7 protein-coding genes and 1 pseudogene are annotated in these 10,722 nt (G+C 76.0%); 4 read left to right on the top strand and 4 right to left on the bottom strand.

Translation table 11 applies throughout. The features are described 5' to 3' along the window. Positions 1-512: 512 nt before the first annotated feature. Entirely contained in the window at positions 513-1,517 is a 1,005-nt protein-coding gene (locus IE313_RS31060; protein WP_189938131.1) for a Ppx/GppA family phosphatase, read from the bottom strand. Positions 1,518-2,241: 724 nt separating this feature from the next. On the opposite strand from IE313_RS31060, the pseudogene selA reads away from it, so the two are divergent. The 4 genes and pseudogenes from selA to IE313_RS31040 form a co-directional block, all read left to right on the top strand. Further along, positions 2,242-3,573, top strand: a pseudogene (selA, locus tag IE313_RS31055) (L-seryl-tRNA(Sec) selenium transferase); the annotation flags it as partial. A 221-nt stretch (positions 3,574-3,794) separates the two neighbouring features. Next, a complete protein-coding gene (locus IE313_RS31050) occupies positions 3,795-5,591 on the top strand; it encodes a selenocysteine-specific translation elongation factor (RefSeq protein WP_189938138.1) in 1,797 nt (598 codons plus the stop codon). Between the two features lie 240 nt (positions 5,592-5,831). Beyond that, complete coding sequence (locus IE313_RS31045; RefSeq protein ID WP_189938129.1) at positions 5,832-6,398, top strand: DUF3558 family protein; 567 nt, start codon at positions 5,832-5,834, stop codon at positions 6,396-6,398. Positions 6,399-6,626: 228 nt separating this feature from the next. After that, entirely contained in the window at positions 6,627-7,274 is a 648-nt protein-coding gene (locus IE313_RS31040; protein WP_189938127.1) for a CatB-related O-acetyltransferase, read from the top strand. A gap of 354 nt (positions 7,275-7,628) precedes the next feature. Here the strand turns inward: IE313_RS31040 and IE313_RS31035 are convergent, their stop codons facing one another. The 3 genes from IE313_RS31035 to IE313_RS31025 form a co-directional block, all read right to left on the bottom strand. Further along, positions 7,629-8,774 carry an RNA polymerase sigma factor gene (locus IE313_RS31035; RefSeq protein WP_189938124.1) on the bottom strand — a complete coding sequence of 382 codons (1,146 nt, stop codon included), beginning with the start codon at positions 8,772-8,774 and terminating at the stop codon, positions 7,629-7,631. After that, positions 8,771-9,190: a YciI family protein gene (locus IE313_RS31030; protein WP_189938122.1), complete on the bottom strand. Its 420-nt coding sequence runs from the start codon at positions 9,188-9,190 to the stop codon at positions 8,771-8,773. The genes IE313_RS31035 and IE313_RS31030 overlap by 4 nt, the downstream gene beginning before the upstream one ends. Positions 9,191-10,047: 857 nt before the next feature. After that, positions 10,048-10,365, bottom strand: a complete 318-nt coding sequence (locus tag IE313_RS31025; protein WP_189938121.1) for a hypothetical protein — start codon at positions 10,363-10,365, stop codon at positions 10,048-10,050. Between the last annotated feature and the right edge of the window lie 357 nt (positions 10,366-10,722).

Genomic DNA, 10,722 nt, shown 5'->3' with positions numbered 1-10,722 from the left:
GCGGTGGCCGGACGTCCGGCCACCGCACCCCACCCACCCCGCACGGTTCCTGCGGGCACGGACGAGGGATGCGCAACGGCCATTGGCCGATCCCGGCTGGCGGGGAACTCCCCGTTCACGATGGAGGCCGCCGTGCCGGAGCCGAGGCGCCCTGTCCACCCGCCGACGCGGGTCGACACGCGCCCCCCACCACAACGCGCTGGCGGCCGCGCGGGGCGGATGTGCTCCGGGAGGGGTCCGCAGCGCCGCTGGACGTGATGCCCTCCGGACGTCCCGGAGCAGCCCGAAGACCTGGGCGTCACCGGCCGGGCCGTGGCACCAGCCGGCGTTCGGCCCCTGCGGTCCTGCGCCGCCGGGTGGGCCGTCCGCTTCCCGGCGCTCGCGCGGGAGCCCCGGGCGCGGTGCCCTCTCCCGGCCCTCGGGCCGGCGCGGTCGGCCCGAGGGCCGGGCCCGGGCGTCCGGGCGCGGCCCGACAGCCAGGGCCCCGGGCGTCCGGGCGTCCGGGCGGCCGTTCAGGCCGGTGGGGCGGCCAGGGCCAGGGGCGCGGTCGGCGCCGCGGCGACGGCGTCGTCACGGGTGAGGTCGGCCCACCAGTCGGTGCCGTCCTCCATGGACCGCAGGAGCACGCCCTCGCGGATGGCCCACGGGCAGACGGTGACGACGTTCAGGCCCATGAGGGTCATGGCGGTGTGGCCGACGACCGCTCCGGCCAGGCTCTGGGCCGCGCGCGGTGCGGAGATGCCCGGGAGTTGGGCGCGTTCCGCGGCCGGCAGGGCGGCGAGCGTGCCGATCGCCTTGCCCAGGTCCTTGCGGCGCATGCGCCGCTGGGTGAAGGGGCCGTGGCGTCCGGGTGCCGCACCGCACAGCCGGGCCAGTTGCTGGAAGGTGCGGGAGGTGACGACGACGGTGCGCGGGTCCTCCCAGCGGATCCGCGCCGCCACGTCCCGCAGATCGTGCCGGACCCGGCGGCGCAGGGCCTTCACCTCGGCGCGGGCCGGCGGGTCGTGCGGCCCGAAGGACTCCCTGGTAAGCCGGTTGGCGCCGAGCGGGAGGGAGGCGACGAAGTCCGGGATGCGGCCCCGTCCGAAGGCCACCTCCAGCGAGCCGCCCCCGATGTCGAGCAGGGCGAGGGGCCCGGCGCGCCAGCCCATCCAGCGGCGGGCCGCGAGGAAGGTCAGCTCCGCCTCCGTCTCGCCCGGCAGGGTGCACATCCTCACGCCGGTCCGCTCGCGCACGGTGTGCAGGATCTGCTGCCGGTTCGGGGCGTTGCGCACCACGGTGGTCGCGAACGCCAGCGGGGCGGCGGCGCCCCACCGCCGGGCCGTGCTGCCGGCCGCGGCGACCGCTTTGACAAGGTGCTGCAGGGCGTCCTCGCCGATCTCGCCGTCGGACCCGATCCGTTCGGACAGCCGCAGCTTCCACTTGACCGTGTGCACCGGCAGCAGCACGCCGCCTTCCGCATCCGCCACCACGAGCCGGACCGTGTTCGACCCCGCGTCCACCACACTTACTCTCATGTCCCGGGCGTACCCCACCGGCCCTCGGAGAATCGCCCGGCCCACGCCCCCACCCCGTCCGGATGAATTGCCCGCACGCTTCGGCGGGCGCGCGCGGGACCGCCGGTGACGGGACCACCGCCCGGCTACCGGGCACCGCGCCTCGCCCTGGGGCGGCGCTGTCCCGTCACCCGGACACGGCGGCGCGGCCCGGCGGGCTGCGCGACAGGCCCGGCGCGCACTGCGGGGGCCGGTCTCGCACACACCGCGGGCCCGCACGCCCGCGCGCACCCGTGCACGCACGGGGACGCGCACGCGAACCCGCACCCGCACCCGCACCCGCACGGGCACGGGCACTCGCACCCGCACGGGCACTCGCACGGGCACTCGCACACGCCGACGCACCCGGGCGCGAAGACGCCGCCGTACTCCGGTATACGCAACGCGCGCGATCCAGTCCCCATCCCGCCCGGGACGCCCTCCGGGGCGTGTCACGGCGGCGATCGCGCACCCCGTTCGGACGGCCTCGGGGCGTAGTGCGTTCGGTGGGTGCCGGACGGTGGGGGCGGTGTGGCGGGACGGGCGGGCGGTGCGGTCGTCCTACGGTGGGGCGCCCGGGTCCCGGGCGGAGCGCGGCCCGGCCGGAGGGCGACCGCTGTGGCGAGCGGGGCGCGGCACGGACCCGAGGCTGGGCGGGCCGCCCAGCTCCGCCCCGGTTCTACCGGCTTCAGCGAAGGTGCACCAGATGGAAGGCGATCCCGTCCTGGACCAGGCGCCCGGCACGGCGTGCGACGCGCGGCGCCGACTGCCGCGCACGGACGCGGTGCTCGCCGATCCCCGGCTGGCGGCCGCCGCGGACCGGCTCGGCAGGGATCTGGTGAAGTCCGTGGTGGCGGGCGTTCAGGAGCGGGCCCGAGGCGGCGAGATCCCCGCCTCGCAGATCGTCGAGCAGGCGGTGGCCGCACTGCCCGCCACCGCGTGCGGGCTCCGGCCGGTCGTCAACGCGACCGGCGTGCTGCTGCACACCAACCTGGGCCGTGCACCGCTCTCCGCCGCCGCCCGCGAGGCCCTGCTCGCCGCGGCCGGCACCACGGACGTCGAAGTCGACCTCGCCACGGGCCTGCGGTCCCGGCGCGGCCGTTCGGCCGTCGAGGCACTGCTCTCGCGGGTGCCGTCCGCGCAGGACGCCCATGTGGTCAACAACGGAGCGGCGGCCCTGGTGCTGGCCGCGACCGCGCTGGCCCGGGGCGGGGACATCGTGGTGAGCCGGGGCGAGATGGTGGAGATCGGCGACGGCTTCCGGCTGCCGGACCTGCTTCAGTCCACCGGTGCCCGGCTCCGCGAGGTCGGCACGACCAACCGCACCGCGCTCGCGGACTACGCCTCGGCCGTGGGGCCGGGCACCGGCTTCGTCCTCAAGGTGCACCCCTCGAACTTCCGCATCACCGGCTTCACCCGCGGTGTCGGCGTCGGCGACCTGTCCCGGCTCGGCGTGCCCGTGGTCGCCGACATCGGTTCCGGGCTGCTGGCCCCCGAGCCCGCGCTGCCGGACGAGCCGGACGCGACGACCTGGCTGCGCTCCGGCGCCTGGCTCGTCACGGCCAGCGGCGACAAGCTGCTCGGCGGTCCGCAGTGCGGCCTCCTGCTGGGCCGCGCCGACCTGGTGCGGCAGCTCGCCCGCCACCCCCTCGCACGGGCCCTGCGGGTCGACAAGCTGACCCTGGCCGCGCTGGAGGCCACCGTGCGCGGCCCCGAGACCCCCGTCCGCAGGGCGCTGGGCGCCGATCCCGGACGACTGCGCGAACGCGCCGAACGCCTCGCGGCGGAACTGCGCCGCCGGGGCCTTGACGGCCGTGCGGTCGACAGCGAGGCCGTGATCGGCGGCGGAGGCGCGCCCGGCGTCACCCTGCCGAGCGCCGCGGTGTCCGTGCCGCCGTCCCTGGCAGGACCGCTGCGCCGGGGGGTGCCCGCGGTCATGGGCCGTGTGGTGGACGGACGCTGCCTGCTGGATCTGCGCACGGTTCCCGAGGACACGGACCAGGTGCTGGCCACCGCCATCCGGCAGGCGTGCGCCCGGCCCGCGCCGACCGCTCCGGACCGCCACGCCCCAGCCCCCTCTGCTACCGCCCCCGCTACCACCGCGCCTGCCGTGTCTGTCGCGCCTGTCACTTCCGCCGCTCCCGCCGCTCCCGTCACGTCAGCCGCTCCCACCCCCTCTGCTCCGGCCTCCCCACCCCCTCCCGCAGCTCCCACAGCCCCCACAGCTCCCGCTGCCCCCTTCGCCCCCGGCAGGTGACCGTGCACGTCTTCGCCACCGCCGGACACGTGGACCACGGCAAGTCCGCCCTGCTGCGGGCCCTGACCGGAATGGAGCCCGACCGGTGGGCGGAGGAGCGGCGCAGGGGCATGACGCTGGACCTCGGGTTCGCGTGGACCCGGCTGCCCGGCGCGGGTGACGTGGCCTTCGTCGACGTGCCGGGGCACGAGCGGCTGGTGGGCAACATGCTCGCCGGAGTCGGCCCCGTGCCCGCCGTGCTGTTCGTGGTCGCCGCGGACCGGGGCTGGCAGCCGCAGTCGGAGGAGCACCTGACGGTCCTGGACGCGCTCGGTGTGCGCCACGGACTGCTCGCCGTCTCCCGCAGCGACCTGGCGGACCCGGCGGCGGCGCGGAAGGAGGCACTGGACCGGATCGCGGAGTCCTCGCTGGGAGAGGTGGCGTCCGCGGCCGTCAGCGCGGTGACCGGCGCCGGGCTCGACGACCTGCGGACCGCGCTGGCCCGCACGGCGCGCGGCCTGCCGGCGCCCGACACCGAGGCGGACGTACGGCTGTGGGCCGACCGGGTCTTCACCGTCCGCGGCCTGGGCACGGTCGTCACCGGCACGCTCGGCGCGGGCACCATCCGGGTGGGCGACCACCTCGCGTGCGGTCGCGACGGCCGTCCGCTGCGGGTACGCGGCCTCCAGACGCTCAAGGAGTCCCGGCCCGAGGTGAGCGCGGTCGCCCGGGTGGCGGTGAACCTGCACGGCCCCGGAGCCGACGCCCTGCGCCGCGGGGACGCACTGCTCACGCCGGGGCACTGGCTCACCACCGACACCCTGGACGTGCGGCTGACCGGCGACCCGGCCCGCGACCTGCCGCGCCGGCTCACCCTGCACGCAGGTTCCGCGGCCGTCCCGGTGGCGGTCCGCCCGCTGGGCGAGGACACCGCACGGCTGGGGCTGGCCGCCGCTCTGCCGCTGCGGATCGGCGACAGGGTGCTGCTGCGCGACCCCGGGCGGCACCGCGTCGCGGCCGGGGCGACCCTGCTCGACGTCCGCCCACCACCGCTCACCCGGCGCGGCGCGGCCGCCGCCCGGGCCCGGGACCTGGAGGCGGTGACCGGGCCGCCGGACGGTGCCGCGGAGCTGCGCCGTCGCGGCCTGGCCCGGCGCCGGGATCTGCTCGCCATGGGGGTGCGTCCGCCGTCGGAACCGGTCGCCGGCGAGTGGCTGGCCGATCCCCGGCACTGGGCCGGCCTGCGCGACCGGCTCGGGCGGGCCGTCGAGGAACACGCCGTCCACCACCCGTTGGAGCCAGGGCTTCCGCTGGAGACGGCCCGTCAGGCGCTCGGCCTGCCGGACCGGTGCCTGGTCGAGGCGCTGCTGGCGACCGAACCCGGCCTACGGCAGCGCGCCGGCCGGCTCTACGGCAGCCGGGCCCGTCCCGCGCTGCCGCCCGAGGCCGAGGCCGCCGTCGCCGCCGTACGCGCCGACCTGGCCCTGGCGCCCTTCCGTGCGCCGGAGGCCGAACGGCTCGCACAACTGGGACTGACGCCCCGCCTGCTGGCCGCGGCCGAGGCGGCGGGCGCGCTGCTGAGGATCGCGGACGGCATCGTGCTGCTCCCCGGCGCGGACGCGCGGGCCGCCGCGCTGCTGTCCCGGCTGGAGCAGCCGTTCACGACCAGCGCGGCACGGCAGGCCCTGGACACCACCCGGCGGGTGGCCGTGCCCCTGCTGGAACACCTCGACCGGCAGGGCTGCACGGTCCGGCTGGACGGCGCCGTGCGCCGCTGCCGCCCGCCGGCGGGACCGGGGCCCGGCGGCGGGACGGGCTGAGCGTGTGACCCCGGCGTCGAAGCGGGCAGCGGGCGCCCAGGGGGTGCACGGGGACCGGTCCCGGCACGGGGACCGGTCCCGGCACGGGGACCGGTCCCGGCACGGTGCCGCTACCGTGCCGCCATGTCGCGATCCGATCCCGATCAGCGTTCCCGGGCTGGGCACTCCACCGGTGATCCCCGGCGCGGGCACCCCCGCGGTGGCCCCAGGACCGGGCGCTCCCGCACAGGAGTCGGACTCGTGCTGGTGCTCGCCCTGAGCGTGCTCGGCGCCGGGTGCTCGGACGGGGGGACCGCGGCGCGGCCGCCGTCCCCCCGTCCGACGGCCTCGTCCTCCGTCTCGGCCTCGCCCCCCGCCTCCCCCTCCGGCTCTCCCGCTCCCCCGCCCTCCACCGCACCGCGACCGAGCAGGTACACCCAGGCGAAGCTGGCGTCGCGGCCGTGCCTGGCCCTCGACGGGCACGACCTCGCCGCCCTCGGCATCAGCGGCCGGGGGAAGCAGGAGTCCGGCAGGAACGGGGCCGTGTGCGAGTGGAAACTGGCGGGCCAGAACGTCGGCCTCGCCCTCGATCTGCCGCTGTCCTACGCACGGACCATGACCAAGGGCGGGCGCGTCTCGCAGGTGCCGGTGGGGCAGCACAAGGCCGTGCAGGCCGAATTCCAGAAGATCTGCTTCATCTTCGTCGCGGTGCACGACGTCCATCGCCTGATCGGCACCACGACCATCCCGGACCTCGGCGTGTCGCAGGAGGGCACGTGTCCCGCGGGCGCGTCGGTCGCTGCCGCGGCCCTGACCCACATCCGATGAGACGGTGCGTCCGGACGCGGAGCCGGCACCAGCCGGCACCGCCCTGCGCGACGTCCGCCCCGGGCGACCTCCGTCCCGGGCGACGTCCACCCCCGGACCACGGCGGGTTCCGGCGGCGACCGGCCCCCTGCGACGGCCGCCCCGGTCTCCGTAATGCGGTGGTGACTCGGGAACGCGGGTTGCATCATGGGTCCGCCCTGTCCGCGACGTGTGAGGAAGCCGATCGCGATGCCGCCCGTCCCCGCCGACCCGACCGTGGTGCACCCGATGCCCGGGCAACCCCGGGTGGTGCTGCTCAAGCCGCTCGTCACCTCGCCGCTGATCGAGGTGGGGGAGTTCTCCTACTACGACGACCCGGATGACCCGACGGCGTTCGAGACCCGCAACGTGCTCTACCACTACGGGCCCGAGAAGCTGGTCATCGGGAAGTTCTGCGCGCTGGGCGAGGGCGTGCGCTTCCTCATGAACGGCGCCAACCACCGCATGGACGGGCCCTCGACGTTCCCTTTCCCGATCATGGGCGGCTCGTGGGCCGAGCAGTTCGACCTTCTCACCGGCCTGCCCGGCCGGGGTGACACGGTGATCGGGAACGACGTGTGGTTCGGCTACCGGACCACGGTGATGCCCGGCGTCCGCATCGGACACGGAACGATCATCGCCTCCGGCTCCGTCGTCGTCGAGGACGTTCCGGACTACGGCATCGTCGGCGGCAACCCGGCCCGGCTCATCCGCCGCCGCTTCGGCGACGAGGACATCGCCCGCCTCCTGGCCCTCGCCTGGTGGGACTGGCCCACCGAGCACATCACCGCGCACGTGCGCACCCTCATGTCCGGCAGCGTCGAGGATCTGGAGGCCGCGGCGCCGGGGCGGCGGTAGCGGAGGCAGCTTGCCGTTCCCGCCGGCCGCTCAGCGGGGTGGAGCGGCGTCGGCCCGGACACGGGCGGCGCCGGTCGGGTCGTGCGGGGAGGAAGCCGAGTGCCGGGCCGACCCGGATCACGTCCCGGTCCGGGCGCATCCCGCCGTGGCGGACCAGGTTGCGGGCGTCCTGTCCTGGAGGGAGAAGAGCGCGGCCGCGTACGCCCGCGCCGTCGGCGCGGCCGCCGGGGAGCTGCCGCGCACACCCCGCCCACTGCCGTACCGCACGCTCGCCTCGGTGGCCGGCATCACCGCGGACCACCGCGAGCGGGCGGGGCGCGCCGGGGTGCCGCGGCACGTTCCGGGCGCGGCCCGTCAGCGACGTCCAAGGGCGTTGAGCCTGGCGGCCTGGCGTGTCAGGTGGTCGCGCTCCGCGAGGTTGGGTGCCCTTCGGGCCGCCTCGGCGTACAGCCGTGCCGCCGTCGCCGGATCGCCGTCGCGTTCGTGGAGGTACGCCGCCACCGCGGCGTGGCGGGGCAGCGAGGCGTCCAGTGCCGCGAGCGCCGCCAGCCCGGCGCGCGGTCCGTCGGCCTCGCCGACGGCCACCGCGCGGTTGAGCCGGACGACCGGGCTGTCGGTCAGGCGCACGAGCTCGTCGTACCACTCGACGATCTGCACCCAGTCGGTCTCCTCGGTGGTGGGCGCGTCGGCGTGGAGTGCCGCGATGGCGGCCTGGGCCTGGAACTCGCCCAGCCGGTCGCGGGCGAGGGCCGCCTGGAGGATCTCGACGCCCTCGGCGATCAGCCCGGTGTCCCACCGGCCGCGGTCCTGCCCGGCGAGCGGTACCAGGCTGCCGTCGGGCGCGGTCCTGGCGGCCCGCCGGGCGTGGTGGAGCAGCATGAGGGCGAGCAGCCCCGCGGCCTCGGGGTGGTCGACGCGGGCCGCGAGCTGCCGGGTGAGCCGGATGGCCTCGGCGGCGAGGTCGACGTCGCCCGAGTAGCCCTCGTTGAAGACCAGGTAGAGGACGCGCAGCACGGTGGCGACGTCGCCCGGCTGGTCGAACCGCACCCCTGAGACGGTGCGCTTGGCACGGCTGATGCGCTGCGCCATGGTCGCCTCGGGCACCAGGTAGGCCCGGGCGATCTGGCGTGTGGTCAGCCCGCCGACGGCGCGCAGCGTGAGCGCGACCGCGGACGACGGCGTGAGCGACGGGTGGGCGCACAGGAAGTAGAGCTGGAGCGTGTCGTCCGCCGAGGGCGCGGGCCCGGGCGCCGGCTGCTCGTCGACGAGGTCCTCACGCCGTCGACGGGCGGCGTCCGCCCGGGTCGCGTCGAGGAACCTGCGCCAGGCCACGGTGACCAGCCAGCCCTTCGCATCCCGCGGCGGGTCGGCCGGCCACACTCGGACCGCCTCGACGAGCGCGTCCTGCACGGCGTCCTCGGCCGCCGCGAAGTCTGCTCCGCGGCGGACGAGGATGGCGAGCACGCTCGGTGTGAGGCTCCTCAGCAGGGCCTCGTTCATCGATGAGGGCAGTCCGTGACGGTGGGCGACGCGGCCAGGAACGGGCGCAGCTCCAGCCACTCGTGGATCGGCTTCCCGCCCGCCCCGGGGGCGGCCGACAGCTCCCCGGCCAGCTCGACGGCGCGCTCGTGGCTGTCGACGTCGATCACCATCCAGCCGGCGATGAGGTCCTTGGTCTCGGCGAACGGGCCGTCCGTGACCGGCGGGCGCCCCGCACCGTCGTAGCGGACCCACGTCCCCTCGGGGGCCAGCGCCTGACCGTCGACGAACTCACCGGTCTCCTCCAACCGCGCCGCGAAGTCGTTCATGTACCGCACGTGCGCGGAGATCTCCTCCGGCGTCCACTGGTCCATCGGCACGTCATTGGCCGGAGCCGGAGCACCGCGGTAGTGCTTGAGCAGCAGGTACTTGGCCATCGTGTGTCTCCTCGGTGCTGGTGCGACCCATTGTGGTCGTGTTCACTGCGGGGACGGAGCCGGGCACGGGTTCTCGACATCGCCGTCCGACTTTTTTCGCTTCCTCGTGGAGGAGCCCGGGCGGGCCGTCTCGCGGTGTCCGGTTCCACGGCCGTGGGTCGACCCGATGGGACCTGCGGAAACGTGAAATCTCGGGTGGAAGCATGACAGTCATTGGCGCTCAATGTCGCTGGATGACGCTGGATGACGTCCAAAATCCAACCCCGTGCTCCGCGGGAACACAGCCGGCGATCACAAGCGGAACGCGACGGCGCCCCGGCCGGCAGGGACCGGGGGCACCGCGGCCGATCTCCGACGCCTGGGGGCGGTACGGAGCCGGCCGACCTGGGGTGATCATGGACCGGATGCGGTCGGGGGCGGCGGTCCGGTTTCGGGCGGACCGCGGCCCGGGGGTGGGAGACCGCGATCGCTCGGGGCACTTCTGGTGGGAGTGGGTCGTGGCGCCCTGGCCGCTGGCGCCGTGGTGGATGTGGGAGTCGTAGGGCTCGTCCGCGCCGCGGCGAGCGCGACTTCACGCGGCACGGACTCGGCCGGCCGAGTCGCTGCGCGGGCCTCCACCCCGGCGATGAGCTGGGCCATGTGCTGGCGCAGCAGCAGCCACGTGTCTTCCACCAGGCCCTGGCGGCGGGCACGGTCGGAGCACCCAGGGCCGCGGCGTCCCCGCAGCCGGGCCGCGTGACCGAGACGATCGTGTGGGGGGAGGACGGCCCTCATCCGGCCGTCGTCGTCCCTGACCGGTGACCGGCATGGCAGAGCCCCCGCTACGGCAGGGGCTTCGTGCTGTCCGGGACGTGAGGTCAGCGGATGAGCAGGCCGAGCAGGATGATGACGGCGGCGCCGGCGGCGAGGAGGAGCGTGGCTTGCCGGATGGCGGGTTGCGCGTCGGGGTGGTCTCGGGACGAGCGCCGTTCACCTCGGGCGCGAGCTGCGGCTCGGTTCAGGGCGTGGGTGATGAGCTGGTCGACGGGCCCGGGCGTCTGGTCGATCCCGTCGTCCGGCGAGAGTCCGTGGTGGGCACGGTCGCGGTGATCGTCGCGGTCGGCCCGGGCGTCAGCCCGGCTGCCACGACTGGGGGCGGAGGCGCGGCAGACGTCGCAGCGGTAGGTGTAGCGCACGGGCAGCACCGTAGCGGGGGCGCCAGCGGTCGCGAGCGGTTTAGGACGGGCAGGGGCGGTGACCGGCGGGCCGGTGGCGCGTCGACCCGAGCATGACGGATGGCCTCTTCGACGATCAGCCAGCCGACCACGCCGACCTGCCAGACGACGGGCCACGCCTACGGCTGCCGACCGTAGCGGAGGCCCGGCTCGCGGTGCGCGTGCTGCTCACGTCCGGGATCGGGAGGGCGAACGGCTCGGGCGGGACCCGGCGCGCCGACTGCCCGGTGGCTGGTTCAGTCCGGAATTGCCGGCCAGGGGCACATCACGAAGGGTCTGAGAAATCCTAACGAAATGATCCTCAAGTTGGTTGGATCA

This window comes from Streptomyces sulfonofaciens (assembly GCF_014656295.1).
Lineage (GTDB): Bacteria > Actinomycetota > Actinomycetes > Streptomycetales > Streptomycetaceae > Streptomyces > Streptomyces sulfonofaciens.
Note: the sequence above shows the minus strand (reverse complement) of the source record. Positions and strands in the feature narration are given on the sequence as shown.

What these genes read in the sequence shown, in the direction of transcription:
- IE313_RS31060 (WP_189938131.1), bottom strand. Translation starts at nt 1,517, where the DNA reads ATGAGAGTAAGTGTGGTGGACGCGGGGTCGAACACGGTCCGGCTCGTG.
- IE313_RS31030 (WP_189938122.1), bottom strand. Translation starts at nt 9,190, where the DNA reads ATGGCCAAGTACCTGCTGCTCAAGCACTACCGCGGTGCTCCGGCTCCG.
- IE313_RS31040 (WP_189938127.1), top strand. Translation starts at nt 6,627, where the DNA reads ATGCCGCCCGTCCCCGCCGACCCGACCGTGGTGCACCCGATGCCCGGG.
- IE313_RS31035 (WP_189938124.1), bottom strand. Translation starts at nt 8,774, where the DNA reads ATGAACGAGGCCCTGCTGAGGAGCCTCACACCGAGCGTGCTCGCCATC.